Source organism: Vibrio sp. 1457 (genome assembly GCF_033340195.1).
GTDB classification, from domain to species: domain Bacteria; phylum Pseudomonadota; class Gammaproteobacteria; order Enterobacterales; family Vibrionaceae; genus Vibrio; species Vibrio alginolyticus.
Genome location: NZ_JAWOWA010000001.1, coordinates 271,521 through 294,343, shown reverse-complemented (window position 1 = coordinate 294,343; position 22,823 = coordinate 271,521). Strand labels below are relative to the sequence as shown.

Below are 22,823 nucleotides of genomic sequence, written 5' to 3'. Positions count from 1 at the left end.
AGTGGCGGTCTACCTTTTGTAACATCAAATATTCTTTCTGTTTTTGTGCCTGTATCGCTATAGTTGAGAAACGGTTATCTCGTTCTAGTTAGGAACAAACTACTGGCTGCCGCTACATTCTCTCAGCGTTCCCACTCAGTCGCCTTGGGTAGATACTTTAGTCGTTGAGTACTGCAAAAAAACGCCGCATGAGCAGCGGCGCTTTGTTGAGGAATTCCCTTTCCTACTTGTAGCTAAGTTCTGTCGCTTTGCCTTTGAAGATCCGGTATACCACAAAGGTGTAAAGCAATATCACCGGCATAACAATCATCACACCGTAGCCCACGATTATTAACGTCGCAGGCGAGGAGGCGGCTTCTTGTGCGGTCATTAATCCCGGCACAACTTCTGGGAAGAAGCTGTACGCAAGACCGAGAAAGCTCAACGCGAAAATGACGGTGACACCAAAGAAAGGCCAGCGCACACCCAGATCATTCACCATTGGAACTTGACGTAAATAGCGATCAACGAGGAAGATGGTCGCCAACACAATTAACGGAACTGGGGCAAGCAACAAGATTTCTGGGAAGCTGAACCAACGCAAGGCAACTTGTTGATTTACAATTGGGTTTACAACGCTAACCACCAAGATTCCTAAGGCCGCTAACCAACCAGCACGGCGAGACCAACGGGCCGAGCGTATTTGCAAATCACCTTCCGTTTTTAGTACTAACCATGCGCCACCGATGTAAACGTACGCCGCTGCTACACAAAGTGCGCTTAACCAAGCAAAGCCAAATGCTTCGGTTGATTGTTCAAATCCCATGATGTAACGACCCACCATGTAACCCTGAGTTAGTGCGGTGATTAGCGAGCCAATTCTGAAGCACCAATCCCAATGAGGTTTATGATCCGAGTTCGCTTTGGCTCGGAAATCGAACGCCACGCCACGCATTATCAGTGCGATAAGCATTATGGCGGTCGGCATATAGAGCTCCGTTAAAATCAAACTGTGAGCGGTAGGAAAGGCAATCAACAAAATACCAACGGCTAACACCAACCACGTTTCGTTCGCGTCCCAGAAAGGGCCGATAGAGGCTATCATTCGGTCTCGTTGCGCTTCATTATCACTTGGTAAAAGGATACCGACGCCAAGGTCGTAGCCGTCGAGCACAGCATACATAAAGACCGAGAAGCCAAGCAGCAGAAGATAAATTTCTGGTAGATAGTCGAGCATGATTAGGCCTCTTGTTGTGTCAGTGGGACTTCATGGGCTGCAATGTCTTTGCGCGCCAAATAGAATAGGGTATGGATGTACGCAACCAGCAATGCAGCATAAATGGCTAAGTACATAATGAGCGAAGTCATCACGCTACTGCTCGCAACCGTGGTGACGGCTTCTGATGTACGCAATACACCGCTGACCAACCAAGGCTGTCGGCCAATCTCAGTAACATACCAACCCGCCAATGTGGCTATCCAACCGGAGAACGTCATGGCTAATACCGTGTACAGGTAAGGTTTAGGTAACGCTTTTTTGCGTGCTAGCGTCACCGCGCCATACCAGCTAACCAGCAGCATAAGGACACCTACACCAACCATCACGCGGAAACCAAAGAACAGGGGCTTCACTGGTGGGTGGTCAGGCGCAAACTCGTTAAGTCCCTGGATTTCCCCGTCTAAGTCATGCGTAAGAATCAAACTCGCCAACTTAGGGATGCCCACTTCAAAATCATTGCTGCGAGTTTCTTCATTTGGCATCGCAAATAGTAGAAGAGGCGCGCCTTGCTCGGTCTCCCACACACCTTCCATCGCTGCAATTTTTGCAGGTTGATGTTCAAGCGTGTTTAACCCGTGAAGGTCACCGACAAAGATTTGTACCGGGATGAACCCAGCCGCCGCGAACAGCGCGACTTTTAGGCCAAGTTTGGCTGAGCGGTGATCTGACTTTTTCATTATTTGATAAGCCGAGATACCTGCAATCAAGAAGCTGGCAGTCAGCGCCGATGCTAATAGCGTGTGTAGAAGACGGTACGGTAAAGAAGGATTGAAAATGACTTCTTTCCAACTGGTCACATGAACAATGCCGTCAATCACTTCATAGCCACTTGGTGTGTGCATCCAGCTGTTAAGCACCAGAATCCAAAATGCGGACATACTTGTCCCAACAGCAACCAGAACGGTGGCGAGAGTATGAACCCATTCCGGTACTCGTCCTCGTCCAAAAAGCATTACACCCAGGAAGGTGGCTTCCATAAAGAAGGCGGTCATCACTTCGTATCCGAGCAATGGTCCAGCTACGTTTCCGACTCGTTCCATAAAGCCTGGCCAGTTGGTACCAAACTGGAAACTCATCGTAATGCCGGATACCACACCCAAGGCGAAAGTGAGAGCGAATATCTTGACCCAGAAGTAATAAACATCGAGCCATACGGGGGCTTGTGTGCGGTTATATCGCCACTTGAAAAACACCAACATCCATGCCAACGCGATGGTGATGGTCGGGAAGAGAATGTGAAAGCTGATATTGGCCGCGAACTGGATCCGCGACAGCATGAGGGTATCTAACATCTTGGTTCCTCAAAAACGTGCCATACTAAAAATCGTGTCTATCTGTAATTTAGTTACGAAAAGTCGGGCAGTTTGGATTCATGTATCGAGAAATACAGGTGATTCTGTTTTCTTCTAACCATGATTTATATCAACTAAGACAAAGAAAGGAGTGTAGGAAATTGTCTCAAAATGCCACTAATAGTCGCGAGAAGTGAGTAAAAGAAAGCAAATGTAACTGAAGGAGCATGGATTAAGATTAGTTCGAATTATCCTTATGATGGTTTCGATAATCCTGAAATAAAATTACAGAAACAATATTTTTAGTAAGGAAATTTGCCTTGCCTTCACTTTGAACCTCCATACTATTTATACACTAGTCATGTCGAGATCGTCTCAAACACAGCAAGCTTACTGACAGTTAAGGTGGGAAACTTTAGCTAATTGATAAACTTAAAATTGCACCGCTAATGACATATGCATCATAAGTTTGTTAGGACTCGACCAGAAGTGCGATAGGCTACATTTTTATACTAGCGAACGATTTAAAGCTAGGTAATTCGGCTTTCACTAGATCAACAAGTCGACTGTGGACCATTTTCGATTCCTGATGAGTTTCAATCCAAACTGACACTTACTTTTCAGCAAGTGTGCTAGTGTCTTTCTTGTTATTTATTAAATAATTAATAAATGCCGATATGGTAAAGAGAGTTGTGGACAGCTATCTCGAGCAGTAGACTGACGCTAGCCAGAGAGTCTGACTTTGAGGGGGGCATTCTACATGAATCTTGGATTCTGCCACCGCAAAGCTGATATTGAATTTGATGGAGATGGATAATGAACGACAGTTGGGCTAATTTCTTTCCTTACTTTGCTGGAGCTTTTAAGCTTATTGTATTAGGGATAGGAGCCTACTTAGCCATTAAATGGCATTTTGACGAAGAGCGAAGGGTAAGAGAAGCGGAAGGTGTGGTGTTTGATAACCCAAGTCTCATGAAAAAGTTTGCGAAGACGCTAACTCTGCCATTCCTTTTGTGTCTTCTCGTTCTTCTTGTTATATATGCTACCAACTGGTTCCTGTACTGACGGCTTTATTGTTTGTTGTAGTAAAGTTGAATGCTGCCACCTCTGAGAGTCGAGCCGTAGTTGAAGTTAACGCCTATGCCGAAATTGTCCAACCAATCAAAGGGCTTTGGTGCATAAAATAGCCATCCTATAGAAGCTTCGTAGTAATGCGGACTTCCAAGTTCGTCGCTTAAATCATGCGAAAGGTCGACTCTTTTAATCCCAGTAAATAAAGCTTGCTCACCGTGATAAATATTGTAGTAACCGGTGATTTCATTAGATAGGTACCAACCTTTAGGGTTGCCTATATTGCCGTTATTTGCGCTTCCCCAGCTGTGCCCAATGAATGAATTCAATGTCGAACTGGCATGCCATTTCCCCCAACTTGTGGGAGACGTGTATTTGGCTTTAATGGATGGTTGAACTATTGCCGCCCATGCTGAAACGTTAACGGCACGGCCGTCTAGGATTCTTCCAATGATGGATGAAAGTTTATTATCGGTAGAGAATGAGTTTTTATAACGCATAAGGTGAGTCGTCGTTCTGGTGCTAAGGGTGACGTTTTCACTTGCTTTGTATAGGTACCCATAACCAATCGACGCACCGTATGTCCTTTCCTTGAGAAGATCCTTACTTGTGCCGAATAGTTTGAGATCATTCTCTGTTTGTATCGTAAATGCCTTAAACGACAGCTCATGTAAGTCCTCGCTGCCCTCTATGTCAAAGTTAGTCGTGTAAGGGAGAACATATACGGATTTGCTTCGACGTTCATTGATTGACTCGTCAGTCCCGAACTCTGGGTTGGCGGTATCAAATAATGCATTCGGATCAAAGTCGCCAATACCAAACGCAATTGCGTCAGTATCGGACAGCAAAACCGCGATAGAAAAACGTTGTTGGAGAAGGTTGCTAATTTCCTTATCTAGTGGATCCGCTTGAGCTGTGTTAGGAAGAGAGAGTAGGAGAGCGAGCGAAACGACTCGCCACTCCACTGAGGCGAAGTTGGGTTGGAACATTTTGGCTCTTTCAAATGGTTCATGCATGGAGTTTTTGGACGTACCGGTACGCTAACATTAGTTTAATCGTTGAATGGTCGGTGTAACTTTGAGAAATCTATGTTTTCTCATATTGATATGAAAAAGTTCCTTAAACGAGTTTAGCTTCAATGTGTATGCTGCACCAGATTTGTTTAGCAACATCATTCTTTTCTGAAGATGTAGCAAGACTTTGTGACTAGGTTGCATTATTTTCTTTAATGCGTCTATTGAGAGGAAAATAGCAAACTTTTTTATTGCCTTGGCGCTCAAGAAAATCTGAATCGTTCACTGTGCTACTGGTTAACTTCGAAAACTTGTAAGCATCCTGTCTGCCAACATCACGACTAACATCATCAAGGAGTACCCTTAAATACGTCAGATAAACAATGTTTTTTTTGAGCTTTAGAAGAAATGTTCGGACCTTTGCATATTCCGCGGTGGTGCTCAATCCAAGAACTGTGTTTTGTATGTGTTCTCAGTAAATCATTGAGTCGATCTATTCTTCAAAATGTGGTCCCTTTTAATTCACTTTCTGTTACATATTTTTCGTTTTGAAAGAGCATTTTAATTTGCATCTTTTGAAAAGATCTCTTTGTTAAATTTTGTATAAAATCAACTAATTGTTGAAATTAGAACCCTTGTCAAAAAGTCATTAGATTTCATGTTGAATAGCCTCTTTTACCTAATAGTATACTCTATTTGTTTGATATAATTTCCGGCAGTTTGTATACCATAAATAAAGAGAGTCTATTCATGTTCCAGAACTTAACGATCAAGCAGAAGATAGTGATTCCGCTGTCATTGATTATTGGATTGTTTATTGTGAGCTCTGTATTAAACGTTATGACAAGTTGGAAGCAATCTGAATTGAGTGAGACACTCAACGAACGGATCGTGCCGAACTTATTAACGATTGAGGATGCTTACCGCGATCTTTACCAAGCTACATCTGCAATCCAAGGTGTTGCTCTTTCTGATACTCAAACCGATATTGATCACCACATCGGTGAATACAAAGACAACGCATACAAAGCGCTGCCGCGTATGGAACAAATGATTGAGCTATCGCAAGCCGGTGTGACGCCTTCTACACATGGTAATGAAGTTCGAACGCTTGTCTCTTTGGGTGAAAAATGGTTAGCAAGTTATGAGGCGATGCTACGTTTACCTCAATCTCAATGGCGTGGTTACTACAATGAGCACAAACATACCTTTGAAGACCAATTTATCGAGGTTAGAGCGCAGCTTAACGTTGTAAAAGATGCAATAGAAGAAAAGCAAAGCCAATTGAAGGACGAAATATCAGCGGCTGCAACAAGAGCAGAACTCATTCTTGAAGCGGGCATTGTGATTGTTATTCTGGCCGCTATTGCGATGGCGTTTTTGTTGTTGCAAACGGTTGTGAAGCCTATCAATAATATTAAAAATGCGATGACAGAAATTGCGTCCGGTGAAGGTGATCTAAGTCAGCGAATCGATGTAAAAACACAAGACGAAATTGGCAATTTAGCAGACGCATTTAACCAGTTTGTGTCCAAAATTCAAATGACAGTCGCTCAGGTAATTGAAAGCTCAAATACCTTACGTAACGAAATGGCAAATCTTAGCTCGTTGACCACGACCATCGCGAATTCGACCGTTTCTCAGCAAAAAGATAGCGAGGCGGTAGCGGCGGCAGTGCATGAAATGCAAGTCACCAGCAGAAATGTAAGCGATAGCGCTAACGAAGCTGCGGTTGCGAGCCAAACAGCGAATGATGAACTTACCAATACCAATGTTATTTTGGATCAAACGGTTAGCTCAATTCGTAGCCTCGCAAGTGAAATCGAAAGCGCAAGCCACGTCATTAACACATTGGATCATGATGTGAGTAACATTGCGTCCGTACTGGATGTAATTCGTGGTATTGCCGAGCAAACAAACTTATTAGCGCTTAACGCAGCCATTGAAGCGGCTCGCGCTGGAGAGCAAGGGCGAGGCTTTGCTGTCGTAGCGGACGAGGTTCGTTCTTTAGCCAGTCGTACGCAACAGAGTACGGGAGAAATCCAAACCATGATTGAAAAGCTACAATCTGGTGCAGGACAAGCTGTAGAAGTGATGCGCGGTAGCCAAAATAGCAGTGATGAAACGATCAAGTCCGCTGGCCGAGCGAGTGAATCCCTTTCTGAAATCTTGAACGCGATTTCACGTATGAACGAGATGAATACACACATTGCAACGGCTGCGAGCCAGCAAAGTACAGTAAGTGACGAAGTAAATAGCAACGTACAAGGCATTGCAGACAGTAGCACTTCAATTGTGGAAATCGTAAACCAAGCGCAAGCTTCTTTAGCCATGTTGTCAGAGCAAACTCAACGTTTAGATCATCAGGTCAGTCAGTTCAAAGTATAAGCTTGAGAACAGCAATCTCACTGACGAAATAACCCGCTTCTTAGCGGGTTATTTTTTAGATAAGTGGCGAACCTGACTTGTGAAATTTCGACTATATTTACATTCCTTTCTCACTTTAGTTCGTATACCAGAGTGGGCAAATAACCCTAGACAGCGGTAACAAACTCTGTACAGCGTGATGATGCTTTTATCATCACTTTTGCTGCTTTTTAACCATTGCAATTGCACACAGGAAAATGTGATTTCCAACCCAAAATCTTCAAATTTGAGAACTTCATAACACCTTTACCATAAACGTTTTTCGTAAGCGTATAGAACTGTAAATTTTGTTGTATGTACAACACTGGGTATTTATCATCCTAATTAATTTGTTCTGGATATACATCCTTTAGTCATTATTAAGTCATTCTAGAAGCTTTTAATAAGGAATCTTGAAGGCTTGTCGGTAGATAAGAGAGAAAAATTCATGAGACGTAAAACCACGCTATCTCTGCTGATTGCGTCGAGCCTTTTTGTGGTTGGATGTCAACCTAGCGAAGAAGGATCGAGCCAAGGAGGGGGGCCTGCGCCCGCAACCGAAGTAGAAGTGTTAACAGTGCAGCCAACGCGCCAAGCATTGACAGTAGAGTTGCCGGGTCGTAGCCGAGCATTCAAAGAAGCGGAAGTTCGTCCGCAAGTCACTGGCATTATTTCGGAGCGAAATTTTGTTGAAGGTGGCCTTGTTGAACAAGGACAGTCGCTATATCAAATTGATGATTCATCATTTCAGGCGGATTTGCTGAGCGCTGAAGCGGAATTAATCCGTGCGCAAGCTGCGGCAGAGTCGACCTATGCCACGGTGAAGCGTTACAGAACCTTGATCACCAAAAAATCCATCAGCCAACAAGACTTGGATGAAGCAGAAGCGGCATACAAAGAAGCGAAAGCGCAGGTCCTAGTCGCAAAAGCCAAGATCAACACAGCAAAAATCAACTTAGATTATACGCAAGTCAAAGCTCCGATTAGCGGGGTGATCGGTAAATCGAGTGTGACAGCGGGTGCGTTGGTTACGGCTAACCAAGCTGCCAAATTAGCGACCATTCAGCAGCTTGACCCTATCAATGTTGATATTGTGCAATCATCCGCGCAACTGCTGCGTTTGAAAGCATCACTCTCCCAAGGCCATATGCAAGAAGATGACTCTGCGCAAGTTACATTGATGCTTGAAGATGGCAGCACTTACGAACACAAAGGCACAATGAAATTTACTGAGGTCAATGTGAACGAAAGTACGGGCAGCGTGACGCTTCGTGCCGAATTCCCAAACCCTGACGGTTTGTTGCTACCTGGAATGTTTGTTCGTGCGACGGTCATTACTGGTGTCGACCCTGATGCGATTCTAATACCACAAAATACGGTATCTCGTGATGCGACAGGTAAAGCGACAGTGATGACGGTTAATGGCGAGAACAAAGTGGAAGCGAAACCAGTGAAGACTGCCGAAGCGATCAATAGCCAATGGCGCATTATTGATGGTTTGAACGCGGGTGATAAAGTCATTACCGCCGGTTTACAAAAGGTAGGGCCAGGCAGTTCGGTAACTATCCAAAACGGTGAACAGGAGTAATCATGGCACGATTTTTTATCGATCGTCCGGTATTTGCTTGGGTTCTCGCGATTCTAACGATGTTGGCGGGGGTAATGTCATTATTCAATTTACCCGTCTCGCAATACCCAACGATTTCACCGACGACGATCACCATCAGTGCTCGCTATCCAGGTGCATCAGCAAAAACCGTTGAAGACTCGGTAACGCAGGTTATCGAGCAAAACATGACAGGATTAGATTACCTTCGCTACCTATCATCGAGCAGTGATGCATTTGGTAATGCGACAATTACCCTGACGTTTGATAGCGAAGCTGATCCTGATATCGCGCAAGTACAGGTGCAGAACAAACTGCAATTGGCATTGACTTCATTGCCGATGGAGGTACAAAACCAAGGTATTGTCGTCAATAAATCCAATACGGCATTTCTCATGGTTGTCGCAGTTTATTCTGAAGATCCTGACTTTACAGAAAACGATATCGGCGACTTTGTTGTAACGAATATTCAAGACCCGATAAGTCGTGTAACTGGTGTAGGACAAGTGCAGGCGTTTGGTGCGCAGTATGCAATGCGAGTTTGGCTGGACCCTTTTAAACTTACGCAGTTCAACTTGACCGCGATCGACGTAGCAAATGCGATCAGTGAACAGAACGCGCAAGTTTCTTCAGGTCAACTTGGTGCGGCACCTGCGCAGGAAGGTCAGTTGTTGAATGCTACGATTTCGTCTGCAAGTCGTTTGAGCAGTGTAGAAGAGTTCCAAGACATCATTCTTAAGTCCGACGCCAGTGGTTCGAATGTTTATTTGAAAGATGTAGCTCGCGTTGAGCGTGGTGCAGAAAGTTATGATATTCGAGGCCAATATAATGGCTTCCCAGCATCGGGGTTAGGTATTTCATTAGGTACTGGCGCAAACGCGCTTGAGACAGCCAATGCGGTAAAAGAGCGCTTAGAACAACTGAGTGCAACGTTCCCAGAAGGGTTGCAGATTGCTTACCCATTTGAAACAACGCCATTCGTCAAAGCCTCGATTCAAGAAGTGGTTAAAACGCTATTAGAAGCCATTCTTCTTGTGTTCTTAATCATGTACCTGTTCTTGCAGAACTTCCGTGCGACGATCATTCCAACGATCGCAGTGCCTGTCGTATTGCTCGGAACCTTCGCTATTTTGTACGCGACTGGATTTAGTGTAAACACGTTAACCATGTTCGCGATGGTTCTGGCTATCGGTTTGCTGGTGGATGATGCCATCGTTGTGGTAGAAAACGTCGAGCGTGTGATGCATGAAGATGGTTTAGAGCCCAAAGAAGCGACCAAAAAATCGATGGGACAGATTACTGGTGCCCTGATTGGTGTCGGTTTGACGCTTTCAGCGGTATTCGTCCCTATGGCGTTTATGTCTGGTTCTACCGGGGTTATTTACCGTCAGTTTTCGATAACTATTGTGGCGGCTATGACGCTTTCCGTTTTGGTTGCGATAATTCTGACTCCGGCATTGTGTGCTACGTTGCTGAAAAAAGGCGATGCTGAGCTTCTAGAGAAGAAAGGCTTCTTTGGCTGGTTTAACCGCAAGTTTGATGCGATGACAGCAGGCTATGAAACCGGCGTTGCCAAACTTCTAAAACGCACAGGTCGCATGTTGGTTGTATTTTTGGCAATGAGTGCAGGTGCTGGCTGGTTATTTATGAACCTTCCAACGTCATTTTTGCCAGATGAAGACCAAGGCACAGTATTCTCAATGGCTATTTTGCCGCCTAACTCAACACAAGAACAGACGGAAAAAACACTTGAGAAAATGCGTGACTTTTACCTAGTAGACGAAAAAGACAATGTAAAATCTGTCTTCTCCGTTGCTGGATTTAGTTTCGCAGGCCAAGGCCAAAACATGGGGATGGCATTTATCGGTCTGAAAGATTGGTCTGAGCGTGAAGCGCCTGGCGCCGATGCCGCTTCCATTACTGGTCGAGCGATGGGGTACTTCTCTACCATTAAAGAAGCTTTGGTGTTTGCGTTCGCCCCTCCAGCGATTCAAGAGCTAGGTAACTCGACAGGTTTCGATTTCTATCTCCAAGACTCGTTGAATAAAGGGCACGATGCATTAGTTGCGGCTCAAGGGCAACTTCTGGGCATGGCAGCACAAAACCCGAAACTTGTCGGTGTTCGTCCAAACGGTCAGGCAGATGCGCCAATGTACAAAGTGAACATTGACCACGTCAAACTTCGTGCTTTGGATGTCAGTATCAATGACGTAAACCAAATCCTGTCAGCTGCATGGGGCGGGGCTTACATTAACGATTATATTGACCGCGGTCGTGTGAAGAAAGTGATGGTGCAAAGTGATGCGGAATACCGCATGCAGCCAAAAGACTTCGATTCATGGTACGTACGCAACGCTAAGGGAGAGATGGTGCCTTTCTCTGCTTTTGCGAGTGGCGAGTGGACATATGGTTCTCCTCTTTTGCAGCGATTTGATGGTTTGCCAGCAATGAATATTCAAGGCGGTGCAGCTCCTGGTGTAAGTACTGGTGAAGCCATGGAAGAAATTGAAGCAATGGTAGAAAAGCTACCAGAAGGTTTCACGGTGAACTGGAATGGTATTTCGTATGAAGAGCGCCTTTCCGGAAACCAAGCGCCGATGCTATATGCGCTATCTATCCTCGTCGTATTCTTAGTTCTTGCCGCTTTGTATGAAAGTTGGTCAGTACCTTTCGCCGTGGTGTTAGTTGTTCCTCTTGGTGTGCTTGGTGCTGTGCTTGCGGTAATGACGCGCAGTATGGATAACGATGTGTTCTTCCAGGTGAGCTTATTAACTACGGTCGGCTTGGCAACCAAAAACGCCATTCTGATTGTTGAGTTTGCAAAGGACTACTATGAGAAAGGCGCTGGGCTTATCGAAGCAACCTTACATGCTGTTCGCGTTCGTCTGCGCCCAATTATCATGACATCGCTTGCTTTTGGTTTGGGTGTGGTACCACTTGCTATCAGTTCAGGTGTGGGATCGGCAGGTCAAAACGCAGTAGGTACCGGCGTACTTGGTGGCATGATCAGTGCCACGATATTGGGTATATTCTTCGTCCCAATCTTCTTTGTAGTGGTTGAGCGATTGTTTGATCGACGTGCGAGAAAAGAGTCGGAGGCAGAGTTGTCTGAGACCAGCACTAAACCCACTCAGCAAAGCGAGTAGGACTTGGTTGTTTTAACTGAGTTATACTAGTGATAATAAACACGATTAAAGGGCGCTTCGGCGCTCTTTATTTTATGTTTTCACTTGGTGGTTACCGTCTATGACGCGAGCCTGAAAGACGGCGTGTTGTGTGCAGTATCAGCACAGCCTTTTCGGCCGAATGAAAGCCTAAAGAAGAAAAACGACGATGAAAGATCAGAAAATTTCCCCAATTTCCGTTTTGGATCAAAGCCCTATGTTTGTCTGCGGTGTGATGCAGCGCATGTACCGCAATCGTGCCCAAGCCGAGCTGTCTCGGCAAAATTTGATGACACTAGAAATGGCAAGTGCACTGGCCGCTTTAGAAGAATTTCAACCTATGAGCCAGCAAGCGTTGGCTGATGCGGTTCGAACTGAGCGAAGTGTAGCAAAGCGGATGGTGGACAATCTGGAAAAGAGAGGGTTTGTTCAAGTTTCTAAAAGTAAATCGAATCAGCGCCTTAAAATGCTAAGCATGACAAAAGAGGGAGCAAATGCTTTAAAGCAAGTTCATCAAATCATGACGAATTTACAGAAAGAGTTTTTTTCTTGTTTGTCGGAATCTGAAGCGAGTGAATTTTTTCGTCTGGTAAGAAAGCTCACTTTTGCGAATCACGACCAGTAACTGACATCAATGCCGTTTAGCGTTTTTATTTTATCGCGGACCAATTATATTAAGCTGTAGAACTTAAGAAATAGGATGCCCAACGTACAGGTCACGGTAGAAAGCACCGTAGTGAGTGCGATGATATTTGCAGCTAACGTGGCATTGCCTCCCATGGAACGCGCCATGACATAGCTGGCAGCAGCGACTGGAGAGGCGTTCATAAAGAAAAGAATACCTAGCTCAATTCCTCGAAACCCTACTAAGTAAGCTCCCATGGTGATGATGACTGGCGCTACGATGAGCTTGTAACTGCTCGCAAACCAAGATGGACCTTTCTCTTTTCTCATCAAGCTAAAGTCAAGTGAGCCACCCGTACACAACAGCGCCAAAGGCAATGTCATTTTGGACAAGTAGTCTCCTGCGTCAATAACCACATTCGGTACTGGAATAGCGAGTAAATAAAAAGCCATTCCTAGAACAATGGAGATTATGAGCGGATTCCTAGTCAGTGTTCGGCCCATCATCTTTGCTGCTTGCGAGGCAGACGTTGCCCCCTTGGGCGATATAAATAAATGTGGTGACCGCGACATAGAGCGCTGCTAGCGCCACACCTTGAGAACCATACGCATTGGCAACGTAAGCGATACCAATAATACCTGTATTTGCTCGGAACCCACCTTGGATGAGAACGCCTTGGTCAGGCGATGCTTTGAACAGAAGTTTGACGGAAAGGTAGGTGAAAATGAAAAACGAAATACTAGCGATGACGCCGAAATTGACGAATCCACTTGCCGCGGAAAAGTCGTGTTCTGAAGCCACAATGCTGACAAATAACATTGCAGGCAAGGTAACTTGAAACACCAGTTTAGAGCCTACTTCGATAAAATTATCGTTGATTAGACCAAAGCGCTTAAAAAGAACGCCAAGTACCAACATCAAACAGATAGGTCCGGTTATCGACAAAGAGAATTGCAACTGATGTAAAACAGCTTCCATGTAAGTATCCGCAGCAAAAGAAAAAAGTGTTCCTGTTGCCTATTAAGCCACAAACCCGGAGGGTAGGACAGTAACGTGATGAAATTTTCTTCTGTTGTAGGTTCCGGAGTCATTTACACTCCAAGTTATGGACGAGGTCCCAATTTAACAAAGCGGTACTGGTCCTACGTGCGATATGTTGGTTAACTCGTTGTCGTGATGCATCCACATGCGTATTAGATGTGAGGGCTGGTCATCGTAGTTATGGATAGGAGTTCATCAATGAAAAGGAAACACAACAAAACTGTACTGTGTGCGTTTGTCTCTGGTTCGGTATTTGGTGCGGTTTTGGTCATTGCGATGTCTTTACCAATGTAATCCTCTTAATTGGCTGTTGGAACACTCACACTAATTCAGTACAAAACAGATTGAGTTCTGCGGTGTGTGCTGTTAGTTTAAAAAACATGAAAATACACGTTCGCCCTTCATTAACAACCTTCTCTTGGTGGCGCTCTAAATAGAGCGGCGCGGAATACTTACATTCTTAAGCTGCTGGATGGTAGCTAAGAGTGTTTGATCTTTTTATCTCCAGTAGCGATCTATTAAATACTTGGAGACAAATATGAATAGCCATAAAAATACATCTCAGCGTGAAATTATACTTACCGGAGATCGAGCAACAGGTCCATTACACCTCGGGCACTATATTGGTTCATTGCAACAACGAGTCAAATTGCAAACGGAGCACGAGCAAACGATCTTGGTTGCGGACATGCAAGGGCTGACGGATAACGCGCATAACCCATCAAAGGTATTCTCTAATATTCTCAATGTCGTTGCAGATTATTTGGCTGTTGGTATCAACCCCGCTCAAACTACGATCACGTTGCAGTCTCAAATTCCAGCGTTAGCCGAGTTGACAATGTATTACAGTAATCTTGTTTCTATCGCACGATTAGAGAGAAACCCTACGGTTAAAAATGAGATTCAGAGTAAAGGTTTTGAACGCTCTATTCCCGCAGGCTTTTTAACGTATCCAATTTCTCAAGCTGCTGATATTACGGGGTTTCATGCGACGCTAGTACCAGTGGGTGATGACCAACTGCCGATGTTAGAGCAAACTAATGAAATCGTGAGAAAAATAAACCATCTGGTTGGAAAAGAGGTTCTTAGAGAATGCCGTCCATTACTTAGCGATGCACCTCGTTTGCCGAGTACTGACGGTAAAAATAAGATGTCTAAAAGCATGGGGAACGCAATCAACTTAGGCGCCTCCGAAAAGGAGATTTCCGCGGCAGTGAAATCTATGTATACCGATCCCAATCATCTGAAAATTGAGGACCCTGGCCAAGTCGAAGGGAATATTGTATTCATCTACCTCGATGCTTTTCATCCTGATAAAAATTATGTCGAACAGCTAAAAGACCATTATCGACGAGGTGGGTTAGGTGATGGTTTGACCAAGAAAGTGTTAGAAGAATGCTTACAAGAGATGCTTCGCCCTATTCGAGAAAAGCGCGCTATGTATTTGAATGATAAAGCGCAGCTGATTGATATTTTAAAACAAGGTAGTGAGCGTTCTCGCGAGAAAACCGAAAAAGTGCTATTTGATGTGAAAGATGTATTTGGTTTAAATTTGTTCTGAATTAAAAGTAGAGAGTTGAACATAAGGCACGACGACTGGTTAGCAACGTGCCTTTTTAAGTTCCCAGTCAGTCAAAGCGCATTGTTAAGAAGAAAAAAATTCACGACGAAAATCCGCGACTTCTTGTTGGTAATAGCTTTGCCATTCCGGTTCTGACAAATGTGAATGGCTAGAGGCTCTTTGCGTTCTTAGCTTGGACTCAAGTTGTTGTAATGCTTGTTGGTAATCTTTGACTTGTTTTTTTTGCTCTGTAATTTGCTGCTGACGAGCATGAATGTTTTTACTTTCTTCTTTCGTTAAGTAAGTTCGTTCTAGCTCTGCGATGATCGCCAAGCGATCTGGTAGGCTCATACTATTAGGAATCAGGGTGACCGCACGCTCATATTTTTCCTGGTTGCTTGTTAGCCCGATAGCATCTGCATGTTCTTGCCAGTCAATGGTGAGTTGCTCGAAAGCTCGCAAAAAGTTATCTGGGCTTTGAGTGTCCAGCTTTTGGGCTTCTAAATTGAAATCGTACAGCGCGAACTCATCCGCGAAAACAACATCAGCCAATTCTCCCCAGATGCTCCTTGCTTCGTTCTTCAGCTGTGCAATACGCGACGCCAGTGATTGTTGCTCATCAAATAACAAATTTCCTACACTCTCTTGCCATTGGCTGCTGAGCTGAGGGTAGTTCGCCAAAAGCTGGAATCGAGCTGAAGATAAATGCGCCTCAAACAAGGCGACCTGCTCTTCACAACTACGGTTCAACATACACTCTTGCCAAAACGTCTCAAGTTCGGCGACAAGTTTCCTGCCTTTGAGTTGAGTTAATCGCTCAGTCGTTATTTGAACTGTGGAAGGGAGCTTAGCGGTTTGTGGTGAAGTATCTGTATCGGGCACGATGCTGCTTGTTTGTGGTGATGTACTGGAGACATTCTGATTTTTTGTCTTAGGGGAAGGAGAGGAAGCGAGCTCTTCTTTTTGAACATCGTGACTGAAAGTTAAAAATATCATGCCCGCCATAATGGCGGACATGATTATCAAAGCGATTTTCTTCATGGCTTGATTGTTGCGCTTACTGGGAAATGGTCAGAAAGGTTGTAGTGTTTCCATAAACTCTCTGCGGTTGTGCGCGGTACGTCTACACGGTTGTCATTGAATGATTTCACCCCGTATTCACTACTCACCATAACATAGTCAAGGTATTCCACGTTTTCGCCACCTGATAACGCTTCACCTGCGAAGTTATTGATACGGGGATCAAAGGTTGACTCCGTGTAACCAGAGTAGTGAGGCTCTATGGCACTTAAGTTAGCGATCATTTGTTGGTAGTCACCAGGAAACTTTCTTTTGTTTACGTTAAAGTCGCCGCTGTATACCACAGTTTCGCTTGAAGGAATGTTAAGAGATTGGGCGAGTGTGCGGATTTGTTTGAACTGGCGCTGACGATACTCACGGGCGGTGTCTGTATCGAAAGATGCGGTATGGGTAGCAAACACATGATAAGCCTGACCACCTTTAATTATTTCCGCATAATTTACGCCTTTATCGGCAAAGCAGTCTGTACCAGAGCAATCGGGAAAGACATATTGCGCTTCATTCACGATAGGGTAGCGACTAACTATGATTACGCCACCATCATGAATATTAACGCCTTCTTTATCTAACATCTTTGTTTGGTAAGGATATTCCTTGGCTAACTCACGTAAGAATGCTTCACGGCCGCTGGCAAACACCTCTTGCAGTGCCAAAACATCGTAACCTTTTACATGTTGAGGAATCAGTTCGTAACGATCTCCAATGTGCGATGCAATAGCCGTCAACGCCCAGATGTTATAAGTCATCAACTTAAGGTTTTGTTCTTCGTTGTCGACAGATTCCGCTACCTTGCTTGGCGTGATGGTGTAGTAAAGATCATCATATCGAGCGGTACTGTCTGACTTAAATGCCAGTTCGGTTTCTCTCGCACCAAAAGCGTTAGTGTTGGCACGATGAATGTTACGATCATCTTTGAGAGATAACTCGACATCGGCTGCGGACAAGCCGTATTCAATGGTCGAATTGTACCAATGGCCTTCCATTATTTGATTGAGTGTTATGCTTTCACCTTCGGGGCTAGAAACCACAGTTTCAAAACGGTAAGTTTGATTTGATTTCACGCCCTCCCAGCGGTTGAAGCTTAATACAGATTTAGTTTCCCACGGACCAAGTACCTGCACATGTTGTTGCCACTCTTCTCCGTATTGAAGCAAATCACTGCCTTCATGTTTTACTTGAATAGTTAACGGTTGATCAGAGTTATTCGTTAGGTAAACGTCGGTATCTGCAATGCTGGGTAACGCTATCAAGCTACTTACTAAAAGGCTCCACTGCGAAAATTTCATCTTATTTTTCCATCATTTGAACTAGAGCAATCATTCTTGTTTATAAATGTTACTTGCACGTTAAATATGGATGACATCTAAGTCAGTGCTGAAAATTGTTATCAGAATGTGATCTTTATTCAATGGTGAGGGTGGAGGTATTGAGTGTGTTGCCGTTGAAGCGGTGGAAAATAATACCAACAGTCAACGAATTGCATTCACTGCAATCAAGCTGTCATCTTTGCTCTATAAGTTGTGCGGCGTCATTCATCTAGCCATATGGCTAGAACTCAAATTGATAGATGGAGCACCATGGCTAGAGCAGTAAATCCAACCGATGAAACCATCATTAAATTGTTACAAGAGCAAGGTCTGATTAGAAGTGAAGCAGAAGCGCGTTTAAAGAAAGAGGTGTACCGCTTGCAGCCTAATGAGATAGCAAAAGTAAAAAATTATGCCCAGCATTTTGGGATAAACGCGAAAGAAAAGCTCATCGATGAGATCTTGGATCTGCGCCGAGAAGCGCTCATGAAAAGATGTAGACACAATACGGAGCATGCGAGCCTATCTCTAAAATAGCATGTGATAAAACTATCAATTACTGGTCAAGATTTGACCTCTCAAGCCGATGTATATAAGAGCGTTCAATGATATCGAGCGCAAAAAACAGTGTGTTTTAGAGGTTAAGCTTTCACTTAAGTGAGAGGTTTGGAAAGGCTGCGGGGAGAAAGTGCATGCGTATTAAAGACTTAAGTGTCGTAAAGAAAATATCGGTTAGTTATTTAACCGTTTTTGCCGTGTTTGGTTTAGTGTCAGTAATGTTGGTGCAAGGTTTGTTAACACTGAATAAAGACATCTCAGTGCTAACAGATAAAAGTTTACCTTCTGTTGCGATTTTGAAAGGTATCCAAGTTGATATTACTAAAGTGCGTAAAGATGAGTTCTCTTTATTGCCAAACGCAAATCACCCCAAAATTGGTGAGTGGTTAAAAGGCCTCGACCAATGGCGTTCTGATGTGCAGGCTGGTATTGCAGAATACGAAAAGCTCGACCTTAATAAGCGTGAAACGCAGTCCTTTAGCGTTTTTAAAGAAACTTGGAATCAATACATCAAAGAAACGAAGACTTACAACGTATTGCTAAGCCAAGGCGATGCTGAAAGTGCAAATGATGTAATTTTATCAAGTTTCGATACCTACTCAAAAGCGTTGAGCAGCTTGGATGATACCCTCGCGTTGAACGATGAGTTGGTGAATTTGATTGGCGAAGAAGTACAAAGTGAAGCGGCATTTACACAATACAGCGCTGCTGTTGGTGCGCTTGTCGTCGCATTGGTCATGGTAATGTCTGCCATGTTGCTTTCTCGAGTCATCTGCGGGCCTGTTGATCGAGCACTGGAATTCGCTTCCAAAATCGCCAAGGGTCAATTGAATAATCAAATCGACGAAAGCGAATTGAGCAAAGACGAGTTAGGAACGCTGCTCAAAGAGCTTGTCGGTATGCAAACAAACTTACATTCGTTGGTTTCTGAGATTAATGACTCAACGATTCAGCTAACGGCAGCAGTAGAGGAAGTGAGTGCTATTTCTTCTCAGACCGCTTCTGGTATGCAAAATCAACAAATTGAACTTAGCTCGGTGGCTTCTGCGATGACAGAAATGCAAGCTGCTGTAAGTGAAGTGGCACAAAATACCGAAGTTGGCGCAACCTCTGCTTATTCGGCTGCGGAAGTGGCAAAGCAAGGAACGGTGACGTTACAACAAACTATCGCAGTAATTGAGCGTGTATCACATACGATCCAAGAATCAGATGAACTGGCACGTGAGCTTGAATCGAGCTCAAACAATATCAATGTGGTCGTAGATGTGATCCGCGGGATTGCCGAGCAAACAAACTTGTTAGCACTGAACGCCGCAATTGAAGCCGCTCGGGCTGGTGAACAAGGACGTGGGTTTGCTGTTGTGGCAGATGAGGTTCGTTCTCTGGCGCAACGCACTCAAGACTCCACTTCACAAATTGTGGAAATTGTTAATCAACTACAAGAGAGCAGCAGTAAAATAGGGCATTCAAGCCGTGATTGTCAGGAGGGTATTTCTCAGTGTGTTGAGCAAGTTAATGATGCTGATAGCCAGATAAAAGAAATTGAACATTCTGTCGATAACATAGCGCAAATGAGTACACAAATCGCAACGGCGTGCAGTGAGCAGAATTCTGTATCCGAAGAGCTGAATCGTAGCGTGGAGCATATTAATAGTGCTTCAACAGAGATGGCTGAGGGAGCTTCACAAACGGCTGTGGCTTGTCAGCAGATTAGTAGCCTAGCGCACAACTTGAAAACTCGAATGGGTTCATTCCAGCTCTAGTTGTTGTGTTTCAGCTTTATTCCTAACCTCATTGCTACAATAAATAAGGCGGACGAAATGTCCGGCTTATTTATTCTCTGTCTATATAAGTTCAGAGTATGCTCAACCTTGGGAGAATATGCTCGCTAGGCTGGAATACCACTGTGAAACTTAAAATCTGTATCTGGCGTAGAAATTAAATCTGCCTCTATACGTCCAAAGTAGGCGATGCGCTCGCTGATATCTTTGCCTGCGATTTGCTCCGCTAATACAAGATAATCCTGGTAATGGCGTGCTTCTGAACGTAATAAAGAAATGTAGAACTTTGCGATATCGTCATCCATATGTGGTGCTAGTTTGGCAAAACGCTCACAAGATCGGGCTTCGATGTACGCACCAATGATGAGTTTATCGATCAGCGTTTCCGGCTCATGAGTCTTCATATGCGAAATCAGTCCTTTAGCATAGCGACTTGCTGGAATATTTTTATACTCAATTCCACGACTTTCCATGATCTCTAAAACTTGATAAAAGTGGTGTAACTCCTCTTTTATCAAAAGCACCATCTTATCGATCAAATCTTGGCTGTATGGTGAGTCGGACTTAGCCATGATTGACTTAGAAATATTGCTCTTGCCTTTTAAAGTTTCCAATGAGCCTACGTTACGGTAAGCAAAATCTTCGTAGGGCTTAAACCAGTCAAGTAGAGCATGTGAACTGGATTGGTCAACGGCATACTTACGAATTAAAAACATGGCAGATTGGCCAGCTTTTAGTTCGCACAGTAGGTGGTCTAACAAAATGGTTTGAAGGTTCTCTGGTTTCTTTGCTTCCTCTACCCATTCATCAGGTGTACTGCATTGCAGAAATTGGTTAATGGGAGCAAGAAGATCTTGATAGGCGTCTAGATTCATCATTTTAGTTTTAGTACTTCACATTTTTATTGGGCATATCCGTTGTCTTGCGGATAGAAAAAAGGCTGCAATTGCAGCCTTTTTTGACCTGAAGTGAATGTTACCACTTTTTCTTCTCGCCGAAGAGTGCTTCCATGTCATTGTCACGCTCTTTGTCAGCAATCTGCTGCATTTCGGCATCGCTTTTATCTTGGCGCTTTTTATCTAAGTCACCTAACATCTCTTCAAGCTTTTGTTTCGCTTGAATAGAATAAGGATCGCTCTTAGTGCTCAAAGCATCGATACCTTTACGCAGCAGTTGAAGCGCGGTGCCTGGTTGGCCACGAGAGATAGAGTCGTTTGCTCTTTTGATGACATTTTCAATGTTGATGCGAATTTGCATCGTTTCCAAGCGCGCATTTTCGGTGACGTAGGTCTGGGTATCCAATCGGCCTTTGTTGTGCTCGTTACGGATAGTGTCGCGAAGTCGTTTAACCAGCTTAAGCATGACGATAGCTTGTTTATCACTACTCGGCATCTTGAAAGTGGTACTCTCGCCTGTAGGGCCATTCTCTTTTAGCTGCGTAATCTGCTGCTTCATATTTTCGATACGTTGAGCAAGTTGCTTGTTCTTCGGATCCAGCTCATGCATGCTCTCTAGCGCGTCAAGAATACGATTGTTTAGACACAACAACAGCTCTTTACTAAAAGGGATATGGTGCGCATGACCAATCAACTCTTCAGTACCATCTATCAAGGCTACATATCGTGCTGATTCCTGCCTTTTTGCGGTTTCAACTTTAACCTTATATTGCAACATAATGTTATAGCCTAGGATTAACACCAGTAGGATGGCTACCAAAGCGATTATTAAACCAATATTCATATCTTTGCGTCTGCTTTACTTTTCTGCGGCTAGCGTTAAAGAATACATGAATCTTATCTTACTCGGCACCTTATTTGTTTGATTATTTTGTCTCTCCCACGTTTTAGTTACTGATAGAAGTCACATCATAGAACTTCGGTCATTTATTGGCTCAACTTTGTGCATATTGTTTCTTGCTTGAAGATTATTAGTATGTGATTGAGGTATAAGTTAGAAATTGCTGTTCATTTCGATTTGAACGCGTTATAACTAATTATTATATCGCTCGCTTGAGTGGCCAATAAACTCTCTCATGAATAAGTAAGGGATTACGATGAAACTGCAGCAGCTGAAGTATATTGTTGAGGTTGTAAACCATAATCTGAATGTATCTGCAACGGCGGAAAGCTTATATACCTCTCAGCCAGGTATCAGTAAACAGGTTCGGTTGCTGGAAGACGAGTTAGGCATTCAGATTTTTGAACGTAGCGGTAAGCACTTAACGCAAGTGACGCCAGCTGGAGAAGAAATTGTACGTATCTCTCAAGAAATTCTCGCTCGTGTAGAAAGTATCAAAGCGGTGGCTGGAGAGCACACCCATCCAGAAATGGGGACGCTGAATATCACCACGACACATACGCAGGCTCGTTATGCACTGCCAGATGTCATCAAAGGTTTTACTTCTCGTTATCCAAAAGTGTCGTTACACATGCACCAAGGTACACCGTCACAAATGTCTGAGGCGATAGCTAAAGGCACAGCGAATTTTGCGATTGCGACAGAAGCGCTTCACTTATATCAAGATGCCATCATGCTGCCTTGTTATCACTGGAATCGTTCAATAGTTGTGCCTAAAGATCACCCACTAGCGAAGAAAGACAAAGTAACGATCAGTGATCTTGCCGCTTACCCATTAGTCACTTACGTGTTCGGTTTTACTGGCCGTTCAGAGCTGGATACAGCATTCAACCGCGAAGGTTTAACCCCGCGAGTGGTGTTCACGGCAACTGATGCAGACGTCATTAAAACTTACGTTCGTATGGGTATTGGTGTGGGTGTGATTGCAAGCATGGCTGTGGATGAAGAGCAGGACGGTGACTTGGTTGCAATAGATGCGAGCCATTTGTTTGGCGCGAGCACCACGAGCATCGGCTTCCGCCGTGGTACATTCTTACGCTCTTACATGTTCGATTTTATGGAGCGTTTTGCACCGCACTTAACGCGTCCAGTGGTTGAGCAGGCGATTTCGTTGAAGTCTAATGCAGAAATCGAAGAGATGTTTAAAGACATCGATCTTCCGGTCAGATAACACTTCATTGATGTTTCGATTCCCTCTACAAT

The 22,823-nt window shown here is 44.1% G+C and carries 16 protein-coding genes and 1 pseudogene; 9 read left to right on the top strand and 8 right to left on the bottom strand.

Going from position 1 to position 22,823, the window contains the following annotated elements:
- Positions 1-223: 223 nt before the first annotated feature.
- Both R7Z41_RS01340 and R7Z41_RS01335 read right to left on the bottom strand, forming a co-directional pair.
- Positions 224-1,216, bottom strand: coding sequence for a cytochrome d ubiquinol oxidase subunit II (locus R7Z41_RS01340; RefSeq protein ID WP_053307466.1), 993 nt, complete (start codon positions 1,214-1,216; stop codon positions 224-226).
- A gap of 2 nt (positions 1,217-1,218) precedes the next feature.
- Entirely contained in the window at positions 1,219-2,550 is a 1,332-nt protein-coding gene (locus R7Z41_RS01335; RefSeq protein WP_206969718.1) for a cytochrome ubiquinol oxidase subunit I, read from the bottom strand.
- Positions 2,551-3,366: 816 nt separating this feature from the next.
- Between R7Z41_RS01335 and R7Z41_RS01330 the strand changes: the two genes are divergently transcribed.
- Positions 3,367-3,615, top strand: coding sequence for a hypothetical protein (locus R7Z41_RS01330; RefSeq protein ID WP_005378271.1), 249 nt, complete (start codon positions 3,367-3,369; stop codon positions 3,613-3,615).
- Between the two features lie 5 nt (positions 3,616-3,620).
- On the opposite strand, the gene R7Z41_RS01325 is transcribed toward R7Z41_RS01330, so the two are convergent.
- Complete coding sequence (locus R7Z41_RS01325) at positions 3,621-4,610, bottom strand: Solitary outer membrane autotransporter beta-barrel domain (protein ID WP_025766900.1); 990 nt, start codon at positions 4,608-4,610, stop codon at positions 3,621-3,623.
- 774 nt (positions 4,611-5,384) lie between these two features.
- Between R7Z41_RS01325 and R7Z41_RS01320 the strand changes: the two genes are divergently transcribed.
- The 4 genes from R7Z41_RS01320 to R7Z41_RS01305 all read left to right on the top strand — a co-directional run bounded on the left by R7Z41_RS01320 (position 5,385) and on the right by R7Z41_RS01305 (position 12,435).
- The gene (locus tag R7Z41_RS01320; RefSeq protein WP_149191921.1) at positions 5,385-7,022 is read left to right on the top strand and encodes a methyl-accepting chemotaxis protein; all 1,638 of its coding nucleotides are present in this window, start codon (positions 5,385-5,387) and stop codon (positions 7,020-7,022) included.
- 466 nt (positions 7,023-7,488) lie between these two features.
- A complete protein-coding gene (locus R7Z41_RS01315) occupies positions 7,489-8,628 on the top strand; it encodes an efflux RND transporter periplasmic adaptor subunit (RefSeq protein WP_042522092.1) in 1,140 nt (379 codons plus the stop codon).
- A gap of 2 nt (positions 8,629-8,630) precedes the next feature.
- On the top strand, positions 8,631-11,792 hold the full coding sequence (locus R7Z41_RS01310; RefSeq protein ID WP_005378264.1) for an efflux RND transporter permease subunit: 3,162 nt from the start codon (positions 8,631-8,633) through the stop codon (positions 11,790-11,792).
- A 187-nt stretch (positions 11,793-11,979) separates the two neighbouring features.
- Positions 11,980-12,435 carry a MarR family winged helix-turn-helix transcriptional regulator gene (locus R7Z41_RS01305; protein ID WP_017635039.1) on the top strand — a complete coding sequence of 152 codons (456 nt, stop codon included), beginning with the start codon at positions 11,980-11,982 and terminating at the stop codon, positions 12,433-12,435.
- Between the two features lie 44 nt (positions 12,436-12,479).
- Here R7Z41_RS01305 and R7Z41_RS01300 read toward each other — a convergent pair.
- A pseudogene (locus tag R7Z41_RS01300) lies at positions 12,480-13,413 on the bottom strand (AEC family transporter).
- A gap of 601 nt (positions 13,414-14,014) precedes the next feature.
- Between R7Z41_RS01300 and trpS the strand changes: the two are divergent.
- Positions 14,015-15,037 (top strand): tryptophan--tRNA ligase, encoded by a 1,023-nt coding sequence (gene trpS / locus R7Z41_RS01295; RefSeq protein WP_206969719.1) that lies wholly within the window; start codon positions 14,015-14,017, stop codon positions 15,035-15,037.
- A gap of 84 nt (positions 15,038-15,121) precedes the next feature.
- Here trpS and R7Z41_RS01290 read toward each other — a convergent pair whose 3' ends face one another.
- Entirely contained in the window at positions 15,122-16,078 is a 957-nt protein-coding gene (locus tag R7Z41_RS01290; RefSeq protein WP_206969721.1) for an ATP-dependent dsDNA exonuclease, read from the bottom strand.
- On the bottom strand, positions 16,075-17,403 hold the full coding sequence (locus R7Z41_RS01285; protein WP_042522087.1) for a sphingomyelin phosphodiesterase: 1,329 nt from the start codon (positions 17,401-17,403) through the stop codon (positions 16,075-16,077). Before R7Z41_RS01285 ends, R7Z41_RS01290 begins: the two co-directional genes overlap by 4 nt.
- 291 nt (positions 17,404-17,694) lie before the next feature.
- On the opposite strand from R7Z41_RS01285, the gene R7Z41_RS01280 reads away from it, so the two are divergent.
- Together R7Z41_RS01280 and R7Z41_RS01275 are read left to right on the top strand one after the other, a co-directional pair.
- Positions 17,695-17,961 (top strand): hypothetical protein, encoded by a 267-nt coding sequence (locus tag R7Z41_RS01280; protein ID WP_017634954.1) that lies wholly within the window; start codon positions 17,695-17,697, stop codon positions 17,959-17,961.
- A gap of 155 nt (positions 17,962-18,116) precedes the next feature.
- Positions 18,117-19,745 carry a methyl-accepting chemotaxis protein gene (locus tag R7Z41_RS01275; protein WP_017634953.1) on the top strand — a complete coding sequence of 543 codons (1,629 nt, stop codon included), beginning with the start codon at positions 18,117-18,119 and terminating at the stop codon, positions 19,743-19,745.
- A 125-nt stretch (positions 19,746-19,870) separates the two neighbouring features.
- Here the strand turns inward: R7Z41_RS01275 and miaE are convergent, their stop codons facing one another.
- Both miaE and R7Z41_RS01265 read right to left on the bottom strand, forming a co-directional pair.
- Entirely contained in the window at positions 19,871-20,641 is a 771-nt protein-coding gene (gene miaE / locus R7Z41_RS01270; protein WP_005388968.1) for a tRNA isopentenyl-2-thiomethyl-A-37 hydroxylase MiaE, read from the bottom strand.
- Between the two features lie 97 nt (positions 20,642-20,738).
- On the bottom strand, positions 20,739-21,503 hold the full coding sequence (locus tag R7Z41_RS01265; protein ID WP_033905073.1) for a hypothetical protein: 765 nt from the start codon (positions 21,501-21,503) through the stop codon (positions 20,739-20,741).
- 313 nt (positions 21,504-21,816) lie between these two features.
- Between R7Z41_RS01265 and cysB the strand changes: the two genes are divergently transcribed.
- Positions 21,817-22,791 (top strand): HTH-type transcriptional regulator CysB, encoded by a 975-nt coding sequence (cysB, locus tag R7Z41_RS01260; RefSeq protein WP_053307457.1) that lies wholly within the window; start codon positions 21,817-21,819, stop codon positions 22,789-22,791.
- Positions 22,792-22,823 lie beyond the last annotated feature (32 nt).

Bases quoted from the DNA above. Each gene is read 5' to 3' on its own strand.
- R7Z41_RS01340 (WP_053307466.1), bottom strand. From the start codon at position 1,216: ATGCTCGACTATCTACCAGAAATTTATCTTCTGCTGCTTGGCTTCTCG.
- R7Z41_RS01335 (WP_206969718.1), bottom strand. From the start codon at position 2,550: ATGTTAGATACCCTCATGCTGTCGCGGATCCAGTTCGCGGCCAATATC.
- R7Z41_RS01330 (WP_005378271.1), top strand. From the start codon at position 3,367: ATGAACGACAGTTGGGCTAATTTCTTTCCTTACTTTGCTGGAGCTTTT.
- R7Z41_RS01325 (WP_025766900.1), bottom strand. From the start codon at position 4,610: ATGTTCCAACCCAACTTCGCCTCAGTGGAGTGGCGAGTCGTTTCGCTC.
- R7Z41_RS01320 (WP_149191921.1), top strand. From the start codon at position 5,385: ATGTTCCAGAACTTAACGATCAAGCAGAAGATAGTGATTCCGCTGTCA.
- R7Z41_RS01315 (WP_042522092.1), top strand. From the start codon at position 7,489: ATGAGACGTAAAACCACGCTATCTCTGCTGATTGCGTCGAGCCTTTTT.
- R7Z41_RS01310 (WP_005378264.1), top strand. From the start codon at position 8,631: ATGGCACGATTTTTTATCGATCGTCCGGTATTTGCTTGGGTTCTCGCG.
- R7Z41_RS01305 (WP_017635039.1), top strand. From the start codon at position 11,980: ATGAAAGATCAGAAAATTTCCCCAATTTCCGTTTTGGATCAAAGCCCT.
- trpS (WP_206969719.1), top strand. From the start codon at position 14,015: ATGAATAGCCATAAAAATACATCTCAGCGTGAAATTATACTTACCGGA.
- R7Z41_RS01290 (WP_206969721.1), bottom strand. From the start codon at position 16,078: ATGAAGAAAATCGCTTTGATAATCATGTCCGCCATTATGGCGGGCATG.
- R7Z41_RS01285 (WP_042522087.1), bottom strand. From the start codon at position 17,403: ATGAAATTTTCGCAGTGGAGCCTTTTAGTAAGTAGCTTGATAGCGTTA.
- R7Z41_RS01280 (WP_017634954.1), top strand. From the start codon at position 17,695: ATGGCTAGAGCAGTAAATCCAACCGATGAAACCATCATTAAATTGTTA.
- R7Z41_RS01275 (WP_017634953.1), top strand. From the start codon at position 18,117: ATGCGTATTAAAGACTTAAGTGTCGTAAAGAAAATATCGGTTAGTTAT.
- miaE (WP_005388968.1), bottom strand. From the start codon at position 20,641: ATGATGAATCTAGACGCCTATCAAGATCTTCTTGCTCCCATTAACCAA.
- R7Z41_RS01265 (WP_033905073.1), bottom strand. From the start codon at position 21,503: ATGAATATTGGTTTAATAATCGCTTTGGTAGCCATCCTACTGGTGTTA.
- cysB (WP_053307457.1), top strand. From the start codon at position 21,817: ATGAAACTGCAGCAGCTGAAGTATATTGTTGAGGTTGTAAACCATAAT.